20 protein-coding genes and 5 tRNA genes are annotated in these 16,139 nt (G+C 58.5%); 4 read left to right on the top strand and 21 right to left on the bottom strand.

The window, feature by feature from the left end; translation table 11 throughout:
* Positions 1–33: 33 nt before the first annotated feature.
* The 19 genes from rplJ to rpe form a co-directional block, all read right to left on the bottom strand.
* Positions 34–540 carry a 50S ribosomal protein L10 gene (rplJ, locus tag ACHEXL_RS11820; protein WP_416559636.1) on the bottom strand — a complete coding sequence of 169 codons (507 nt, stop codon included), beginning with the start codon at positions 538–540 and terminating at the stop codon, positions 34–36.
* A 254-nt stretch (positions 541–794) separates the two neighbouring features.
* The gene (gene rplA / locus ACHEXL_RS11825; protein ID WP_416559637.1) at positions 795–1,490 is read right to left on the bottom strand and encodes a 50S ribosomal protein L1; all 696 of its coding nucleotides are present in this window, start codon (positions 1,488–1,490) and stop codon (positions 795–797) included.
* Positions 1,491–1,922: a 50S ribosomal protein L11 gene (rplK, locus tag ACHEXL_RS11830; protein ID WP_062407242.1), complete on the bottom strand. Its 432-nt coding sequence runs from the start codon at positions 1,920–1,922 to the stop codon at positions 1,491–1,493.
* 121 nt (positions 1,923–2,043) lie between these two features.
* Positions 2,044–2,625: a transcription termination/antitermination protein NusG gene (gene nusG / locus ACHEXL_RS11835; RefSeq protein ID WP_416559638.1), complete on the bottom strand. Its 582-nt coding sequence runs from the start codon at positions 2,623–2,625 to the stop codon at positions 2,044–2,046.
* On the bottom strand, positions 2,625–3,008 hold the full coding sequence (gene secE, locus ACHEXL_RS11840) for a preprotein translocase subunit SecE (protein ID WP_416561351.1): 384 nt from the start codon (positions 3,006–3,008) through the stop codon (positions 2,625–2,627). Before secE ends, nusG begins: the two co-directional genes overlap by 1 nt.
* A 98-nt stretch (positions 3,009–3,106) precedes the next feature.
* Positions 3,107–3,182: transfer RNA gene (locus tag ACHEXL_RS11845), tRNA-Trp, on the bottom strand.
* A gap of 12 nt (positions 3,183–3,194) precedes the next feature.
* Positions 3,195–4,385, bottom strand: coding sequence for an elongation factor Tu (tuf, locus tag ACHEXL_RS11850; protein ID WP_053172486.1), 1,191 nt, complete (start codon positions 4,383–4,385; stop codon positions 3,195–3,197).
* Between the two features lie 73 nt (positions 4,386–4,458).
* Positions 4,459–4,533 (bottom strand) — tRNA-Thr (locus tag ACHEXL_RS11855).
* Positions 4,534–4,563: 30 nt separating this feature from the next.
* Positions 4,564–4,637: transfer RNA gene (locus ACHEXL_RS11860), tRNA-Gly, on the bottom strand.
* Positions 4,638–4,724: 87 nt separating this feature from the next.
* Positions 4,725–4,810, bottom strand: a tRNA-Tyr gene (locus tag ACHEXL_RS11865).
* A gap of 62 nt (positions 4,811–4,872) precedes the next feature.
* Positions 4,873–5,634, bottom strand: a complete 762-nt coding sequence (locus ACHEXL_RS11870; protein ID WP_416559639.1) for a uracil-DNA glycosylase — start codon at positions 5,632–5,634, stop codon at positions 4,873–4,875.
* The gene (trpC, locus tag ACHEXL_RS11875) at positions 5,634–6,422 is read right to left on the bottom strand and encodes an indole-3-glycerol phosphate synthase TrpC (RefSeq protein ID WP_416559640.1); all 789 of its coding nucleotides are present in this window, start codon (positions 6,420–6,422) and stop codon (positions 5,634–5,636) included. Before trpC ends, ACHEXL_RS11870 begins: the two co-directional genes overlap by 1 nt.
* Positions 6,423–6,516: 94 nt before the next feature.
* Positions 6,517–7,545 (bottom strand): anthranilate phosphoribosyltransferase, encoded by a 1,029-nt coding sequence (trpD, locus tag ACHEXL_RS11880; protein ID WP_416559641.1) that lies wholly within the window; start codon positions 7,543–7,545, stop codon positions 6,517–6,519.
* A gap of 38 nt (positions 7,546–7,583) precedes the next feature.
* Positions 7,584–8,234, bottom strand: coding sequence for a LysE family translocator (locus ACHEXL_RS11885; RefSeq protein WP_416559642.1), 651 nt, complete (start codon positions 8,232–8,234; stop codon positions 7,584–7,586).
* Positions 8,235–8,238: 4 nt separating this feature from the next.
* Entirely contained in the window at positions 8,239–9,306 is a 1,068-nt protein-coding gene (gene ltaE / locus ACHEXL_RS11890; RefSeq protein ID WP_416559643.1) for a low-specificity L-threonine aldolase, read from the bottom strand.
* Positions 9,303–9,884: an anthranilate synthase component II gene (locus tag ACHEXL_RS11895; RefSeq protein ID WP_416559644.1), complete on the bottom strand. Its 582-nt coding sequence runs from the start codon at positions 9,882–9,884 to the stop codon at positions 9,303–9,305. Before ACHEXL_RS11895 ends, ltaE begins: the two co-directional genes overlap by 4 nt.
* Before the next feature lie 2 nt (positions 9,885–9,886).
* On the bottom strand, positions 9,887–11,386 hold the full coding sequence (gene trpE, locus ACHEXL_RS11900) for an anthranilate synthase component I (protein WP_416559645.1): 1,500 nt from the start codon (positions 11,384–11,386) through the stop codon (positions 9,887–9,889).
* Between the two features lie 275 nt (positions 11,387–11,661).
* Positions 11,662–12,396, bottom strand: coding sequence for a phosphoglycolate phosphatase (gene gph, locus ACHEXL_RS11905; RefSeq protein WP_416559646.1), 735 nt, complete (start codon positions 12,394–12,396; stop codon positions 11,662–11,664).
* Positions 12,397–12,400: 4 nt separating this feature from the next.
* Positions 12,401–13,081 carry a ribulose-phosphate 3-epimerase gene (gene rpe / locus ACHEXL_RS11910; protein WP_416559647.1) on the bottom strand — a complete coding sequence of 227 codons (681 nt, stop codon included), beginning with the start codon at positions 13,079–13,081 and terminating at the stop codon, positions 12,401–12,403.
* Positions 13,082–13,110: 29 nt separating this feature from the next.
* On the opposite strand from rpe, the gene apaG reads away from it, so the two are divergent.
* The 4 genes from apaG to ACHEXL_RS11930 are packed head-to-tail and all read left to right on the top strand — an operon-like array spanning position 13,111 to position 15,504.
* Complete coding sequence (apaG, locus tag ACHEXL_RS11915; RefSeq protein WP_416559648.1) at positions 13,111–13,503, top strand: Co2+/Mg2+ efflux protein ApaG; 393 nt, start codon at positions 13,111–13,113, stop codon at positions 13,501–13,503.
* 35 nt (positions 13,504–13,538) lie between these two features.
* Complete coding sequence (gene thiL / locus ACHEXL_RS11920; protein ID WP_416559649.1) at positions 13,539–14,504, top strand: thiamine-phosphate kinase; 966 nt, start codon at positions 13,539–13,541, stop codon at positions 14,502–14,504.
* Positions 14,501–15,031: a phosphatidylglycerophosphatase A family protein gene (locus ACHEXL_RS11925; protein WP_416559650.1), complete on the top strand. Its 531-nt coding sequence runs from the start codon at positions 14,501–14,503 to the stop codon at positions 15,029–15,031. Before thiL ends, ACHEXL_RS11925 begins: the two co-directional genes overlap by 4 nt.
* On the top strand, positions 15,031–15,504 hold the full coding sequence (locus ACHEXL_RS11930; RefSeq protein WP_416559651.1) for a CinA family protein: 474 nt from the start codon (positions 15,031–15,033) through the stop codon (positions 15,502–15,504). Before ACHEXL_RS11925 ends, ACHEXL_RS11930 begins: the two co-directional genes overlap by 1 nt.
* Positions 15,505–15,590: 86 nt before the next feature.
* On the opposite strand, the gene ACHEXL_RS11935 is transcribed toward ACHEXL_RS11930, so the two are convergent.
* Positions 15,591–15,667 (bottom strand) — tRNA-Met (locus ACHEXL_RS11935).
* 19 nt (positions 15,668–15,686) lie between these two features.
* On the bottom strand, positions 15,687–16,073 hold the full coding sequence (rplQ, locus tag ACHEXL_RS11940) for a 50S ribosomal protein L17 (RefSeq protein WP_108428696.1): 387 nt from the start codon (positions 16,071–16,073) through the stop codon (positions 15,687–15,689).
* Between the last annotated feature and the right edge of the window lie 66 nt (positions 16,074–16,139).

A 16,139-nucleotide genomic window follows, 5' to 3' on the forward strand; every position in this document is an offset into this window, starting at 1 on the left:
TCCTAACAATTGGTTAAAACACGAACGCTGGCCTCAAGCGGCAACAGCTTCGCCTTCGCCTTTTTTGGCCGCCAAAGCACCCAACACCACGGCGGTGCGGGACATCGGCGACATCAGCAAGCCACACAACTGAGCCAGCAACACTTCCTTCGAAGGAATGTTGGCCAATTGCTTAACGCCGTTCACGTCCAAGGCCTTGCCTGCAAATGCACCTGCGCGAATGACCAACTTGTCATTGGTTTTCGCGAAGTCAGCCACCACTTTCGCGGCGGCCACTGCATCTTCAGAGAAGCCATAGATCAGCGGACCGGTCATCTGGTCGGCGACAATTTCAAACTGCGTACCTGTCACAGCACGGCGAGCCAAGGTGTTTTTCAACACACTCAGCGAAACGCCGAGGCTGCGAGCTTTGACGCGCAGGTTGGTCATGTCAGCGACCGTGATACCACGGTATTCCGCCATCACAAGCGTTTGAGCTTTAGCGGCGAGGTCGGTCACTTCGGAAATGACCGCTTCTTTCTCACTGCGATTCAGACTCAAGGTCTACTCCTTTGTATGTGTTGTCCGGGTTGCCCCTTGAACACGCCTATTTGCAGCGACCAACTGTTTTGGATCTTCATCCATCTGCAGCGGGATCGCCATCTGCGTTGGCCCAAAACTTCAAGAAAACTTGAGGTTTTGTTGATTAAGCACACGGGGTGTGCACCAACGGTCTTGGATGGCCCGCCAGTCTTTTGCAAGACCAGCGGCCCACCACATTGAGGCGCTCGGTTGAGCTCCTCAAATCTTTGCCATCACGCCGAGATGGATTGTGTGTCGACGCGAACGCCTACGCCCATGGTCGAAGACACGGCCACCTTGCGCAGGTAAACACCCTTGCTGGTCGCAGGCTTGGCTTTCACCAAAGCTTCCACCAATGCAGCCAAGTTGCCTTGCAACTTGTCAGTGTCGAACGAACGACGACCAATGGTGCCGTGCACGATACCGGCTTTGTCCACACGGAATTGCACTTGACCGGCTTTGGCGTTCTTCACGGCCGTGGCCACGTCAGGCGTCACTGTGCCGACTTTGGGGTTAGGCATCAGGCCACGTGGGCCCAGGATTTGACCCAAAGTACCAACCACGCGCATGGCGTCAGGCGCAGCGATCACCACGTCGAAAGGCATATCGCCAGCCTTCACACGGGCAGCCAGGTCGTCCATGCCGACCACGTCGGCACCAGCAGCGCGGGCTTCATCAGCCTTGGCGCCTTGTGCGAACACAGCCACGCGGGCGGTTTTGCCGGTGCCGTTGGGCAACACGACAGCGCCACGGACCACTTGGTCGGATTTCTTGGCATCGATACCGAGTTGCACGGCCACATCGATGGATTCATCAAATTTGGCAGTGGCGCACTCTTTGACAATAGTCAAGGCATCGGACAATGCGTACAGCTTCAGGCTGTCCACTTTGCCAGCGAGAGCTTTTTGTTTTTTGGTGAGCTTGGACATTTACACGCCCTCCACATTCACGCCCATGGAACGGGCAGTACCAGCGATGGTGCGAACGGCTGCATCCAGGTCGGCGGCAGTCAGGTCCTTCATCTTGGTTTTGGCGATTTCTTCCAGCTGAGCGCGGGTGATCTTACCGACCTTTTCCAGACCTGGCTTGGTCGAAGCCTTGTCGATCTTGATGGACTTCTTGATCAAGGTCGCTGCAGGCGGCGTCTTGATGATGAAGGTGAAGGATTTGTCTGCAAACGCCGTGATGACCACAGGCAATGGCAGGCCAGGCTCAACGCCTTGGGTCTGGGCGTTGAACGCCTTGCAGAATTCCATGATGTTCAAACCACGCTGGCCCAGTGCAGGACCGATGGGTGGTGATGGATTGGCTTTACCAGCTGGCACTTGCAGCTTGATGAAGCCGACGATTTTTTTCGCCATGCTTTTCTCCTTGCGGGTTGTAACGCCTGGGACCGTCAGGCCCTCGGCTCCCCGGGGTTAACGACTCTGAGATTTTGCCGGACACCGAGTCGGTAAGTGCCTGACAGATTTTTAAAACCGATCAGGTCTTTTCGACTTGACCGAATTCCAACTCAACGGGGGTGGCGCGACCAAAAATGGTAACGGACACACGCATCTTGTTGCGTTCGTAATTGACTTCTTCGACCGTGCCATTGAAGTCAGTGAAAGGGCCTTCCTTGACGCGGATGTATTCACCCACCTCGAACTCCACCTTGTGACGTGGTTTGTCCGTGCCTTCTTGCATCTGGCTCACGATTTTCTGAACATCTGCTTCAGAAATTGGTGCGGGGCGGTTTTTGGCGCCACCCACAAAGCCCGTCACCTTGTTGGTGTGCTTGACCAAGTGCCAGGTCTCATCGTCCATCACCATTTCCACCAGCACATAGCCGGGGAAAAACTTGCGCTCGGTGGTGCGTTTTTGACCGTTTTTGACTTCGACCACTTCTTCGGTGGGCACCAAAATACGGCCAAACTTGGACTGCATGCCCGAGCGGGCGATGCGTTCAATGATGTTGCGCTCGACTGCCTTTTCCATGCCCGAATAGGCATGAACCACATACCACTTCAGGTCTGGGTTGGTCGAGGAGCCCGCCATTGGGGCGTTGACTACAGCATCGTTCATTATTTTTTCCACCCAAGAATCAGATCGTAGAAAACCCATTCCAGAGTTTTGTCGGTGAGCCACAAGAACAAAGCCATCACCACCACAAAGGCAAAGACATAAGCCGTGATCTGCATGGCCTCTTTACGTTCGGGCCATACCACCTTTTTGACTTCGCGAACAGCATCACGGCCGAAAGCCACTAATTGGCGCCCCGACTCGGAGGTGAAAAACACCGCCACGCTGGCAGCCAAACCTGCGAGCAGCCCCGCCCATTGCGCCAAGCCGCCTTTGCCGGCCAACATGTAGAAGGCCACCAATGCAGCAATGACCAATGCACCAGCTAATACCAGACGCATCTTGTCACCAGCAGCATTCACAGTTTGAACTTCAGACGTTGCCATACGGCTTGAAACCTTTGTTGAGCCCTCGCTCACGAAGACTCTTATCAGACAAGGAAGCCCGCTAGGGTCTAGCGGGCTTGAAAATCCACCTTTTCAGGTGGCAGGGGCAGTAGGAATCGAACCTACAACCTTCGGTTTTGGAGACCGACGCTCTGCCAATTGAGCTATACCCCTACTTGAACCTCTTTAAGCGATGATCTTGGCAACCACGCCAGCGCCGACGGTGCGGCCACCTTCGCGGATAGCGAAACGCAGACCTTCTTCCATCGCGATGGGGTTGATCAGCTTCACAGTGATCGACACGTTGTCACCAGGCATCACCATCTCTTTGCCTTCTGGCAACTCGATCGCACCGGTCACGTCCGTTGTACGGAAGTAGAACTGGGGACGGTAGTTGTTGAAGAAAGGCGTGTGACGGCCACCTTCGTCTTTGGACAAGACATAGATCTCGCCCGTGAAGTGGGTGTGCGGCTTGATCGAGCCGGGCTTGCACAGCACTTGGCCACGCTCGACATCTTCGCGCTTGGTGCCGCGCAGCAAGATACCGACGTTGTCACCCGCTTGACCTTGGTCCAGCAGCTTGCGGAACATCTCAACGCCTGTGCAAGTGGTCTTGACGGTGTCTTTGATACCGACGATTTCGATTTCTTCGCCGACTTTGACGATACCGCGCTCGATACGGCCAGTCACCACAGTGCCGCGACCGGAGATGGAGAACACGTCTTCCACGGGCATCAGGAACGCGCCGTCCACTGCGCGGTCAGGCGTAGGGATGTAAGTGTCCAGAGCCTCGGCCAGCTTCATGATGGCTTGCTCGCCCAGAGGGCCCTTGTCGCCTTCCAGCGCCAGCTTGGCGGAACCTTGCACGATGGGGGTGTCGTCGCCTGGGAAGTCGTACTTGGACAACAACTCGCGCACTTCCATTTCGACCAGCTCCAACAACTCGGCGTCGTCGACCATGTCGCACTTGTTCAGAAACACGATGATGTAAGGCACGCCCACTTGGCGAGCCAACAGGATGTGCTCGCGGGTCTGAGGCATAGGGCCGTCAGCAGCGGAGCAAACCAAAATAGCGCCGTCCATCTGGGCAGCGCCGGTGATCATGTTCTTCACATAGTCAGCGTGGCCAGGGCAGTCCACGTGCGCGTAGTGACGGTTTTCGGTCTCGTATTCGACGTGTGCGGTGTTGATCGTGATACCACGGGCTTTTTCTTCGGGAGCCGCATCGATCTGGTCGTACGCTTTGGCAGCACCACCGAACTTGGCAGCCAACACGGTGGTGATGGCAGCAGTCAGTGTGGTTTTGCCATGGTCAACGTGACCGATGGTGCCCACGTTCACGTGGGGTTTGGTCCGTTCAAATTTTTCTTTTGCCATTTCTTCGACTCCGAAAAGTAGTGGTCAACAACCAAGACAGAGGGCGCACAACTCGCATTGCGCGCCCCAAAACTGGTGCCCTTGGCGGGAATCGGACCCGCGACCTCTCCCTTACCAAGGGAGTGCTCTACCACTGAGCCACAAGGGCGAAATCTTCTGACAAACTCAACCGAACGACTGGAGCGGGAAACGGGAATCGAACCCGTGTCATTAGCTTGGAAGGCTAAGGTTCTACCATTAAACTACTCCCGCACTGATTGCGCCGCACGAGTGGATGCAACGCCAATGCTTGGAAACCATTTCCAATTGCTCAAATCATTCCGGCCTAAGCCAGTTTGCTGGTGGAGGAGACTGGATTCGAACCAGTGTAGGCGTAAGCCAACAGATTTACAGTCTGCCCCCTTTAGCCACTCGGGCACCCCTCCAGAAGCGAGTCTTAGATTATGCCATCCTTTTGTGACAAGCCGCAAGCTCGCTCACAACTTTTTCACCATTCGATGGCTTTTTCACCATGCTGCTTCAAAAATTCGGCGGCCTGCGCGAAGTGACCGCACCCCATAAAGGGCATCGGCGGCCGCATGGCCGATAAGGGAGAGGGATGATTGGCCAACAAAACCAAATGCCGCGCCTGCATGTCAGCGGCCTCGATCAAGGCCCTTTTGGTCTGTGCGTGCGCCCCCCAAAGCATGAACACCACAGGATGCGAACGCCTGACCACAGCGGCAAGCAGTGCATCGGTCAACACCTCCCAACCCCAACCGGCATGGCTGGCAGGTCGCCCAGCCTCCACCGTCAGGCAGGTGTTCAAGAGCAAAACGCCTTGCCGGGCCCAACGCACCAAGGAACCCTGCTTTGGGAATGCGACACCAAGGCTGTGCTGCAGTTCCTTGAAAATGTTGCGCAAGCTGGGCGGCAGGCGCACGCCGGGTGCAACTGAGAAAGCCAAACCCTCGGCCTGGCCAGGACCGTGGTAGGGGTCTTGCCCCAAGATCACCACGCGCACCTGGCTCAAAGGGGTCAAGCTCAGCGCTCGAAAAGGCTCTGGCGGGTAAATGGTTTGTCCTGCGGCCAGAGCCTGGTCCAGGCGCAAAGACAAAGCACGCCCGGCTGTCGAGGTCAGAAAATCGGCAACCAAAGGCCCCCAACCGTCGCCCAAGTCTTGCATGTCAGGCGGCCAAGACACCAATTGACCGGGTACCGAGGGTTCTGCCTCAAACCCCAGACTTTGCTGACCCGTTGCGCGAGACATCAGGCAAAGAGTTTGGCCAGGGCCTCGCCGGGCTCGCTCGCGCGCATGAACGCCTCGCCCACCAGGAAAGCGTTGACCTCGGCCTCGCGCATGCGCCGAACATCTTCAGGCGTTTGAATCCCGCTTTCGGTGACCAGCAGGCGGTCAGCCGGCACATCGGGCAACATGTCCAGGGTGGTCTGCAGGGACACTTCGAAAGTTTTGAGGTTACGGTTGTTGATGCCGACCAGGCGCGTTTTCAGTTTCAAGGCACGCTCCAGCTCTACGCGGTCGTGCACCTCCACCAGCACAGCCATGTCCAAACTGCGAGCCACCGCTTCCATCTCGGCCATGTGCGCATCGTCCAGACAAGCTGCGATGAGCAAAACGGCATCGGCCCCCATGGCCCGGGCTTCATAGACTTGGTAGGCGTCGATCATGAAGTCCTTGCGCAGCACCGGCAAGTCGCAACTGGCACGGGCTTGCTTGAGGTAATCCACACTGCCCTGGAAAAACTGTTTGTCCGTCAACACCGACAGGCAAGCCGCGCCGAATTCGGCATAGCTTTGGGCGATGTCGGCCGGGATGAAATCGGCCCGCAACACGCCTTTGGACGGGCTGGCCTTCTTGATCTCGGCGATCACCGCCGCCTGGCCTGCAGCGATCTTGGCTCGCATCGCGCCTTCGAAGTCGCGGGTCAGCACGCGGCTTTCGGCATCGGCCCGCACCACAGCCAAGGATTTCTGCTTCAAAGCAGCCGCCACTTCTTGGCGTTTGACCGCGACGATTTTGTCCAGGATGTCACTCATGATGTTCTTTCTGTTCGGGCGTGGTGGCACCGTGTTCCAAAATGCAAACGAAGAGGCTGCGCATGGCCCAAGCCCCCTCGCCAAATCCAATCGCTCACGCGGCCTTCCGGCCAAAAGCGACAAACTGCGCCAGCTTGGCTTTGGCTGCACCCGACTCGATGGCCACACGCGCACGCTCAAGGCCATCGGCGATGCTGCTGGCCACATTGGCCGCGTACAAGGCAGCGCCTGCATTGATCATGACGATGTCACGCGCCGGTCCTGGCTGATTGTTCAGTACGCCATGCAGCATGGCCATGGATTGCTCAGGAGTGTCCACTCTCAAAGCTCGGTTGCTGGCCATGGTCAAGCCAAAGTCTTCCGGGTGGATTTCGTATTCGGTGATCTGCCCGTTTTTGAGCTCGCCCACCAAGGTGGCCGCGCCCAGGCTGATTTCGTCCATGCCGTCACGCCCATACACTACCACCGCATGCTCGGCCCCCAGGCGTTGCAGGGCACGCACCTGAATGCCCACCAGATCAGAGTGGAACACGCCCATCAAAATATTCGGGGCACTGGCGGGGTTGGTCAAGGGACCCAAAATGTTGAACATCGTGCGCACACCCAGCTCCTTGCGCACCGGGGCCACGTTTTTCATGGCCGGATGGTGGTTGGGTGCGAACATGAAGCCGATGCCAACCTCTTTGATCGAGCGCGCAATCTGCTCGGGCGACAGGTGGATGTTGCCCCCCAGGGCTTCGACCACGTCGGCACTGCCCGATTTGCTGCTGACGCTGCGCCCACCGTGCTTGGCGGTTTTGGCCCCAGCGGCGGCAGCCACAAACATGGCGCACGTCGAGATGTTGAAGGTGTGCGCCCCATCCCCCCCTGTGCCCACGATGTCTACCAGGTGCGTGGGATCGGTCACATGCACCTTGGTGGAGAACTCGCGCATCACTTGCGCGGCGGCGGTGATCTCGCCAATGGTTTCCTTTTTCACGCGCAAGCCTGTGACAAGCGCTGCAGTCATGACGGGCGACAACTCGCCATTCATGATCATGCGCATGAGGTGGAGCATCTCGTCGTGAAAAATCTCGCGGTGCTCGATGGTGCGTTGCAGCGCTTCCTGAGGGGTGATGGGCATGGGAGTTTCCTGTCGGAGGATCGGGTTCATTGAGAAATTCAGCGTGCCGGCGCATCGGTCAAGGCGAGCTTCAGACCAAAGCCGATGAACAACAGGCCCGCCAGCCGATCCAGGTGACGCATGCCACGCTGCAGCCAGTGGGCCCGGCGACTCAACCAGGCAGCCGCCAAAGCCCAAGCCATGCACACCAGCAGACTGTTCAGATTGAACAAGCAGCCCAGAAGTACAAAGGACCAAGCCGGATCAGCCGCCTGCGCCGGGATGAATTGCGGCACAAAAGCCAGGAAAAACAGCGCCACTTTGGGATTCAGCGCGTTGGTCGCGAAAGCGCCGAAGAACACCGTACGCAAACGGGTCACCTCCTCAGGCGGGGATTCGCTCGGAGAGGTCGCCATCCCCTGAGGTGTGCGCCACAACAAACGCACGCCCATCCACAACAGGTAGGCAGCACCGATCCACTTGATCAGGTTGAACGCGTCTGCCGAAGTCGTAAGCACGGCACCCAGCCCTAAAGCGGCTGCAGCCACATGCACGAAACACCCGACCGTGATGCCCCAGGCCGCCACAAGACCCCGCTGCACGCCGCCGCGCAGCGACTGGTTGACGATGTAGAGCACATCCGGTCCGGGCGTGAGGTTGAGCAGCACACCGGCCAGCATGAACATCCAAAGTTGGGACGCGTCGGGCATGGCTTCAGTAAACGCCTGTTTGGATGGACACCGGACTGGTCTGTGCGGATGCGTTCGCCATGAAGCGCCGAATGCAATCAATGGCTCGGTCAATGCCCGCTGCATCCACGTTCAAATGCGTCACAAAGCGCAGGCCGATCAAGCCTGTGGCCAAAACACCCTGGGCCTTCAAATCGTCGAGAAGCGCCGGGCCACGTCCATCGGCTACATCCACAAAAACGATGTTGGTTTGTGCCGAGCGGACGTTCAGGCCCGGCACGCCTTGTAAGCCTTGGGCCAGCCGCTGTGCCAGCGCATGGTCATCGGCCAAACTGTCCACATGGTGAACCAATGCGTGCAAAGCCGCCGCAGCCAGAATGCCGGACTGACGCAAGCCGCCGCCCAACACCTTGCGCCAACGCAGCGCCTTGGCGATCAGTTCGCGTGAGCCGCACAAAGCCGAACCCACAGGTGCACCCAAGCCCTTGCTGAAACACACCGACACGCTGTCAAAGTGGTCCACGATGCGCCGCACGCTGGCCATGACCGACCCGCCTTCGGCTTGCGCCACGGCCGCATTGAACAAGCGGGCACCGTCCAGATGCACCGCCAGACCGTGCCGACGGGCGAGGCCTGTAGCTTGCGCCAGATAAGCCTGCGACATGGGGTGGCCGTTCCAGGTGTTTTCCAGCGCCAGCAAGCGTGTGCGTGCAAAGTGGCAGTCGATGGGTTTGATGGCAGCCGCGATGTCGGTCAGCGCCATTTCACCTAAAGCGTTTTGGGCCAGGGGTTGCGGCTGGATGCTGCCCAGCACGGCCGCGCCACCGCCTTCGTAGCGGTAGGTGTGCGCGTTTTGACCCACGATGTACTCGTCGCCCCGCTCACAATGCGCCATCAAGGCGCACAGGTTGCTCTGCGTGCCCGAAGGCATGAACAGCGCCGCTTCTTTGCCGGTGATCTGCGCGATGCGCTCTTGCAAGGCGTTGACGGTGGGATCATCGCCAAACACATCGTCGCCCACAGGCGCTGCCAGCATGGCCTCACGCATTAACCCAGTGGGCTGCGTGACGGTGTCGCTGCGCAAATCGATCATAGCCGCTCCAGAAAATTCTTGAGCATGGCGTGACCATGCTCGGTCAGGATGGATTCGGGATGGAACTGCACGCCCTCGATGTCCAGCTCGGTGTGGCGTACGCCCATGATTTCGCCATCGTCCGTCCAGGCCGTGACCTTCAGGCAAGGCGGACAAGTGGCCCGCTCAATGGCGAGTGAGTGGTAACGGTTGACCGTGAACTGCTGGGGCAAGCCCGCGAAAACGCCCTCTTGCGTGGTGGTGATGACACTGGTCTTCCCGTGCATCAATTCCTGCGCCCGAACAATCTGGCCGCCAAAAGCGGCGCCAATGCTCTGGTGACCCAGGCACACGCCCAAGATGGGTAGCTTGCCTGCGAAATGTTGAATCGCTGCCACCGAAATACCCGCCTCGGCAGGTGAGCAGGGGCCGGGTGAGATCACCAAACGGTCAGGCTGTCGGGCCGCAATGCCTTCAAGCGTGATTTCGTCGTTGCGAAAGACCTCGACTTCCGCACCCAGCTCACCAAAGTACTGCACGATGTTGAAGGTGAACGAGTCGTAGTTGTCGACCATGAGGAGTTTGATTTTTTTCGCCATGATCACTCTAAGCCTTCTTCCACCAACTCGCTGGCCCGCAGCAAGGCTCGCGCCTTGTGCTCGGTTTCGCGCCACTCCATCTCGGGCACCGAATCGGCCACCACGCCAGCAGCGGCCTGCACATACAAGGTCTGGTCCTTGATGACGGCGGTGCGGATCGCAATCGCCACGTCCATGTCACCGGCATAGCTGATGTAGCCACACGCGCCGCCATAGATACCGCGCTTGACGGGTTCGAACTGGTCGATCAGTTCCATGGCGTGGACCTTGGGCGCCCCCGTCAAGGTGCCTGCCGGAAAAGTGGCTTTGAGCACGTCCATGTTGCTCATGCCCTGGTTGAGCAGCCCCTCGACGTTGCTCACGATGTGCATGACATGGCTGTACCGCTCCACCACAAAGGCCTCGGTCACCTTGACCGAACCGATCTGGGCAATGCGGCCAATGTCGTTGCGGGCCAGGTCGATCAGCATCACATGCTCGGCCCGCTCTTTGGGGTCGTTGATCAGTTCCTGCTCGGCGGCCTTGTCTTTCTCGGGTGTGGCGCCACGGGGTCGTGTACCGGCCAGGGGACGGATGATGACTTTGGCGCCCTCGTCGGTTTGTTCCTGTCGCACCAGAATCTCGGGGCTGGCCCCGACGACATGGAAGTCGCCGAAGTTGTAGAAATACATGTAGGGGCTCGGGTTGAGCGAACGCAGCGCCCGGTACAAGGACAGTGGGCTTTCGGTGTAGCGCTTTTTGATGCGCTGCCCCACTTGCACCTGCATGAAGTCGCCCCCAGCAATCAGTTCCTTGGCCTTTTCCACGGCGGCGATGTAATCGGCCTTGGCGAAATCCCGCTCGGCCGGGTAGGACTGCGTGGGTTTGACTACGGGCGCACTGACGGAATACTTGAGCTGCTCTTTCAGGTCACGCAGGCGTTTTTTTGCGCCCACATAGGCCTCTGGCGTTGCCGGGTCGGCATAAACAATCAGGTAGAGCTTGCCCGACAGGTTGTCGATCACCGCCAGTTCTTCGCACTGCAGCAGCAAGATATCGGGCGTGCCCAGGGTGTCGGGCGGGCAGGATTTTTCGAGCTTTTTTTCGATGTAGCGCACCGCGTCGTAACCGAAATAGCCCGCCAGGCCGCCACAAAAACGGGGCAGACCTGGGCGCAAGGCGACCTTGAAACGCTTTTGGTATTGCTCGATGAAGTCCAGTGGGTTGCCCGTGGCGGTCTCGATGACCGCACCATCGCGCACGACTTCGGTCTTGGCCTCAGCCCCAAATCCACTGGCACGCAGCAAGGTGCGTGCGGGCAGGCCAATGAAGCTGTAGCGGCCAAAACGCTCACCGCCCACCACCGATTCGAGCAAGAAGCTGTATTTGCCGTTGTCTTTGGTGTGGGCCAGCTTCAAATAGAGCGAGAGAGGGGTTTCCAGGTCCGCAAAGGCCTCCAGCATGAGGGGAATGCGGTTGTAGCCTTGGCTGGCCAGGCTTTTGAATTCAAGTTCGGTGATCACGGGCAAGAGCCTCCAAAGCGCTCAGCGACCTCGGGCGAGGTGCTTTTCATTCATCCAGGTGCCCAGCCGGTGCCGGGCGCGGGTGGCGGGCAAGGCCGCACGGTCGAGAGTGTCAGGCTGGCTGACGCCAGGGCCAGGCTCCCCGGCCTTCCGTAAGGGAATGGCTCGGCAGGCTGGCTGCGCTGAGGTGGCTGTGGACGATGAACATTGTGTTGTAAGTGTAGCAAAGCCTGTGTGCCGGTTTTCACCGGATGTGCAGCATGCCTTGCCTCACATCATTGGCCCTTAACGAGCCAGTGATTTGGCAGCTCCCCCAATGAGTCCAACCAAGCAGCAGCTGGGGTGTTCTGCACGGGCTGGCCATGGTTGTAGCCATACGTCACCAGCACCACCGGGCAACCTGCCGCATGGGCCGCCATGGCGTCATTGCTCGAATCTCCCACCATCAAGGTGCGGGAAACAGCTGTTCCGAGGGCTTCACAAGTTTTCAGAATCGGCAAGGGATCAGGTTTTTTGCGCTCGAAACTGTCGCCACCAAACACCGGTCCAAAGAAGTGCGCCAGTGACTTGTCCTGTAACAACGCACGGGCAAAGGCCAGCGGTTTGTTGGTCAGGCAGGCCATGGGCATACCCTTGCTTGCAAAAAACCCCAGCGTTTCCAGCACACCGGGGTACACATCGGCAAACTGCCCGTTGATCGACAGATAGTGGTGTTGGTAGCGCTGCCAAGCGCGACCAAACAGGGCGTCGACCGATAAGGCCGGGCATGCTTGCCCAACGCCCTTGACCTCAGGCTGGGCCAGCTGATGCGCCAACAGGCTGCGGATCAGGTGCTCGGAGCCTTTGCCGATGGTCTGTTCGATGAGCGCATCCGACACGGGGGGCAAGTCCAGATCGGCCATGGTGCGGTGCAAGGCCACCTGGAAATCTCCCAAGGTGTGCACCAGGGTGCCATCCAGGTCAAAAATGACCGCATCGATCTGCGTCAGATCCCGCATCTTGGCTTGCATCGTTTCAGGACAACGCCAGGCGCATCTGGTCGATCACAGCTTTGTAATCGGGTTTGCCAAAAATGGCACTGCCCGCCACAAAGGTGTCGGCTCCAGCATCGGCCACGCGGCGGATGTTGTCGGCCTTGATGCCACCGTCCACCTCCAATCGAATGTCCCTGCTGCTGCGTTCGATCCACTGGCGCGCCAGCTCCACCTTGCGCAAGGCCGAATCGATGAAGCTTTGGCCACCAAAGCCGGGGTTCACGCTCATGATCAGGATCAGGTCGATCTCATCGATGGTCCACTCCAGCACATCCAGGGGTTCGGCCGGGTTGAACACCAGCCCGGCCTTGACGCCTTTGCTCTTGATGGCCTGGATGCTGCGGTGCACATGCGCGCTGGCATCGGGGTGAAAGCTGATGAGGTCGGCGCCAGCCTCGGCGAAAGAAGCGGCCAATGCATCGACGGGCGAAATCATCAAATGCACATCGATCGGCACGACCACGCCGGATGCCGTTTTGGCATGCGGCTTGAGCGCCTGGCAAATCATGGGGCCAAACGTCAGGTTGGGCACGTAATGGTTGTCCATCACATCGAAGTGGATCCAGTCTGCGCCAGCGTCGATGACGCTTTTGACTTCTTCGCCTAAGCGTGCGAAATCGGCTGACAGGATGGAAGGGGCAATGCGGTAGGTCGTCGTCATCTCCGAATTGTCGCAGTTAACATGTGTGCATGTCTGCCTACACTGTTCAAATTGACGTGCTTTCCCATTACGTGGCCCAGCAAAGTGACCCCCTGCAGGATGTGTTCGCTTTCGCCTACACCGTCACGGTCACCAACACAGGCCGCATGCCGGTGCAGCTCATCTCGCGCCACTGGGTCATCCAAGACGAGCGCGGGCACACCGAGGAAGTCAAAGGTCTGGGCGTGGTGGGTCAACAACCCTTGCTGCGCCCCGGCGAATCCTTCCAGTACACCAGCGGCTGCCGCCTTCGCGCACCCAGCGGCACCATGAACGGCAGCTATTTTTTTGTGGCCGAAGACGGCCATCGATTCGATGCACCCATCGACACTTTTGTGCTCGATTCATCGGATTCAGGCCTCTCAGGCCGAACACTCCACTGAATCTGTTCGCTTGGCTTGCGGTTAAGCTCTTGGCCATGGGCGAATTTGACCTAATTGAACGCTTTTTCAAACGACCGCCGACCCGCGCGGATGTGGGCATCGGTGACGACTGTGCCATCTGGTCACCACGGCCTGGCCATCAACTCGCTGTTTCCGCCGACATGCTGGTGGAAGGCCGGCACTTCCTGTCCACGGTAGAGCCGCGCCGTCTGGGACACAAAGCCTTGGCCGTGAACCTGAGTGATCTGGCCGCTTGCGGGGCCCAACCCCAAGCCTTTTTGCTGTCGCTGTCTTTGCCCCGTGCCGATGAGGCGTGGTTACAAGGTTTCTCCGAGGGTCTTTTCAAGTTGGCCGATGAACATGCCTGCGAATTGATCGGCGGTGACACCACGCAGGGTCCTTTGAACATCGCCATCACCGTGCTGGGTGATGTGCCCGTTGGCCAGTCGATTTTGCGAAGTAGTGCTCAGGTGGGTGACGACTTGTACGTTAGCGGTCATGTGGGTGATGCCCGGCTGGCTCTGGAAGCCTTTCGTGGCCATGTCAGTCTGCCCCAGGCCGTGTTTGAGCAAGCCCGGCTGCGCATGGAAACCCCCGCACCACGTGTGGCCCTGGGACAAGCGCTTCGCGGCATTGCCCATGGCATGGCCGACATCAGTGACGGCTTGCTCGGCGATTTGAAACACATTTTGAATGCTAGCCACGTAGGGGCAGAAATCGACTTGGTGGCAACAAAAACACTGATGGGCACCTCCAGCTTATGGCCTTGTCCAGAAGACTTGGCGATGACTTGCGTTCTTTCTGGCGGCGATGATTACGAATTGGTGTTCACAACCTCGCCTGCTGCTGCTGCACAGGTTCAATCGGTGGCACAAGCCACCCGCACCCGGATCACACGGATCGGGTGCATCACCGCGTCGCCTGGCATCGTCTTGCGTGATGACAGGGGACAGGCTGTGGACTGCCACTTCCCATCATTTGATCATTTCGCTTCCCCATGATTCGCCCTTTGGACGCCACGGCCAACAGACAAACGGTTCGCGCTTCTGCGGCTTTCATGTTGTCACACCCTGCTCACCTGATCGCTCTGGGGCTGGGGTCGGGCCTTGCGGCCAAAGCACCTGGCACTGTGGGCAGTCTGTGGGCTTGGGCCTCATGGCTGGTGATTCAGCATTACCTCTCCATTCCCGCACAGGCGACTTTGATTGCACTGGCCCTTTTGCTGGGCTGGTGGGCCTGTACAGTCACGGCCCACAACATGCGCATCAGCGATCCCGGCGCCATTGTCTGGGACGAGGTGATCGCTGTTTGGTTGATTTTTTTCCTCATCCTGCCCACGGGCTTTTGGAGTCAACTGGCCGCTTTTGTCTTGTTCCGTTTTTTTGATGCCGTCAAACCCGGCCCCGTCGCTTGGGCCGATCAACTTTTCAAAGGCTTTGGTTGGCGCGGCGGCTGGGGGATCATCTGGGACGACCTGGTGGCCGCTTTTTGCACCTTGTTGTGCATCGCTCTTTGGAGGTGGTTTTGATGCTGGATGTATGCACACAACTTGCTGAACGCCTGCTGCGATTGAACTGGATGCTGGTCACGGCCGAAAGTTGCACAGGCGGCATGATCGCCAGCCGTTGCACCGACCTGGCCGGCTCCAGCGCCTGGTTTGACCGAGGATTTGTCACTTACTCCAACGCGGCCAAAATGCAGATGCTGGGTGTCCATGAGGCCTTGATTGACGTTCACGGGGCTGTCAGTGAACCCGTGGCCCGCGCCATGGCACTGGGCGCCGCGTACCAGGCACAGGCCTCGGTCTCTGCAGCCGTCACAGGCATCGCGGGTCCAAGCGGGGGCAGCCCTGATAAGCCCGTTGGCACAGTTTGGTTGGCTTGGTGCATCGAGGGCCGGGTGAGCGCGGAACGCCAACGCTTTGCTGGTGATCGACGTGCGATCCGGGAAGCCACCACACTGCACGCCTTACACGGATTGCTGGAACGTCTGCCGCATTGACCCAACGGCCCCATGGCAAAACAAGATTCAGAAACGAAAAAACCCTCCGAAGAGGGTTTTTTTGATGTTCAACTGCAGTTGAAATTTGGTTGCGGGGGCCGGATTTGAACCAACGACCTTTGGGTTATGAGCCCAACGAGCTACCAGACTGCTCCACCCCGCGGTAAGTTGTTAATTATACCTTATTCTGCTGCTTGTTCGGCAGAAGAATCAGCGCGATCAACCAATTCGACCAAGGCCATCGGTGCGTTGTCGCCCACACGGAAACCCATTTTCAGGATACGTGTGTAACCGCCTGGACGCTTAGCAAAACGAGGCCCCAGATCGGCGAACAATTTCACAACGCTGTCACGGTCACGCAGGCGGTTGAAAGCCAACCGCTTGTTCGACAAATTGTCTTCCTTGGCCAATGTGATCATGGGCTCAATGACACGACGCAGCTCTTTGGCTTTGGGGAGTGTGGTCTTGATGACTTCGTGCTCGATGAGCGAGTTCATCATGTTACGCAGCATGGCGAGGCGGTGCTCGCTGGTGCGGTTCAATTTACGGAGGCCGTGTCCGTGACGCATGGTGCTTTCCTTTCTTTATTTAACAAGCAGCCGTATCAGGTACTGCCCGTGCACACCCCGGAATTT

It is taken from the genome of Limnohabitans sp. YIMB22184, from assembly GCF_048020265.1.
GTDB lineage: Bacteria > Pseudomonadota > Gammaproteobacteria > Burkholderiales > Burkholderiaceae_C > Limnohabitans_A.

Bases quoted from the DNA above. Each gene is read 5' to 3' on its own strand.
- rplA (WP_416559637.1), bottom strand. From the start codon at position 1,490: ATGTCCAAGCTCACCAAAAAACAAAAAGCTCTCGCTGGCAAAGTGGAC.
- rplK (WP_062407242.1), bottom strand. From the start codon at position 1,922: ATGGCGAAAAAAATCGTCGGCTTCATCAAGCTGCAAGTGCCAGCTGGT.
- nusG (WP_416559638.1), bottom strand. From the start codon at position 2,625: ATGAACGATGCTGTAGTCAACGCCCCAATGGCGGGCTCCTCGACCAAC.
- secE (WP_416561351.1), bottom strand. From the start codon at position 3,008: ATGGCAACGTCTGAAGTTCAAACTGTGAATGCTGCTGGTGACAAGATG.
- tuf (WP_053172486.1), bottom strand. From the start codon at position 4,385: ATGGCAAAAGAAAAATTTGAACGGACCAAACCCCACGTGAACGTGGGC.
- ACHEXL_RS11870 (WP_416559639.1), bottom strand. From the start codon at position 5,634: ATGTCTCGCGCAACGGGTCAGCAAAGTCTGGGGTTTGAGGCAGAACCC.
- trpC (WP_416559640.1), bottom strand. From the start codon at position 6,422: ATGAGTGACATCCTGGACAAAATCGTCGCGGTCAAACGCCAAGAAGTG.
- trpD (WP_416559641.1), bottom strand. From the start codon at position 7,545: ATGCCCATCACCCCTCAGGAAGCGCTGCAACGCACCATCGAGCACCGC.
- ACHEXL_RS11885 (WP_416559642.1), bottom strand. From the start codon at position 8,234: ATGCCCGACGCGTCCCAACTTTGGATGTTCATGCTGGCCGGTGTGCTG.
- ltaE (WP_416559643.1), bottom strand. From the start codon at position 9,306: ATGATCGATTTGCGCAGCGACACCGTCACGCAGCCCACTGGGTTAATG.
- ACHEXL_RS11895 (WP_416559644.1), bottom strand. From the start codon at position 9,884: ATGGCGAAAAAAATCAAACTCCTCATGGTCGACAACTACGACTCGTTC.
- gph (WP_416559646.1), bottom strand. From the start codon at position 12,396: ATGCAAGCCAAGATGCGGGATCTGACGCAGATCGATGCGGTCATTTTT.
- rpe (WP_416559647.1), bottom strand. From the start codon at position 13,081: ATGACGACGACCTACCGCATTGCCCCTTCCATCCTGTCAGCCGATTTC.
- apaG (WP_416559648.1), top strand. From the start codon at position 13,111: ATGTCTGCCTACACTGTTCAAATTGACGTGCTTTCCCATTACGTGGCC.
- thiL (WP_416559649.1), top strand. From the start codon at position 13,539: ATGGGCGAATTTGACCTAATTGAACGCTTTTTCAAACGACCGCCGACC.
- ACHEXL_RS11925 (WP_416559650.1), top strand. From the start codon at position 14,501: ATGATTCGCCCTTTGGACGCCACGGCCAACAGACAAACGGTTCGCGCT.
- ACHEXL_RS11930 (WP_416559651.1), top strand. From the start codon at position 15,031: ATGCTGGATGTATGCACACAACTTGCTGAACGCCTGCTGCGATTGAAC.
- rplQ (WP_108428696.1), bottom strand. From the start codon at position 16,073: ATGCGTCACGGACACGGCCTCCGTAAATTGAACCGCACCAGCGAGCAC.